The following is a 203-nucleotide window of genomic DNA, read 5'->3' on the forward strand; positions in this document are numbered from 1 at the left end:
ATAGCCGCCGATGCGCAGGCAGGTTTCGGTGCCGGGGATGTAGAAGTAGCCAGCGCCGTAGACGTCGCAGATCTTGACGTATTCAGCGGGTTCCGGCTCGGCGACGACGACGGCGTCGGCGGCGCGCGCACCGGAAACTGCGATCAGGGCCGCAGCGGAGCCGAGGAGAAGGCTCTTGATGTTCATTTTCTGACCTCCAGTCA

At 63.5% G+C, this 203-nt stretch carries 1 protein-coding gene; it reads right to left on the reverse strand.

Translation table 11 applies throughout. The features are described 5' to 3' along the window. Positions 1 to 186, reverse strand: a 186-nt coding sequence (locus EN984_RS37520) for a porin (protein ID WP_206517610.1), incomplete at its 3' end; no start/stop codon positions are given. Positions 187 to 203 lie beyond the last annotated feature (17 nt).

The organism is Mesorhizobium sp. M7A.F.Ca.CA.004.12.1.1 (genome assembly GCF_003997835.1).
GTDB lineage: Bacteria > Pseudomonadota > Alphaproteobacteria > Rhizobiales > Rhizobiaceae > Mesorhizobium.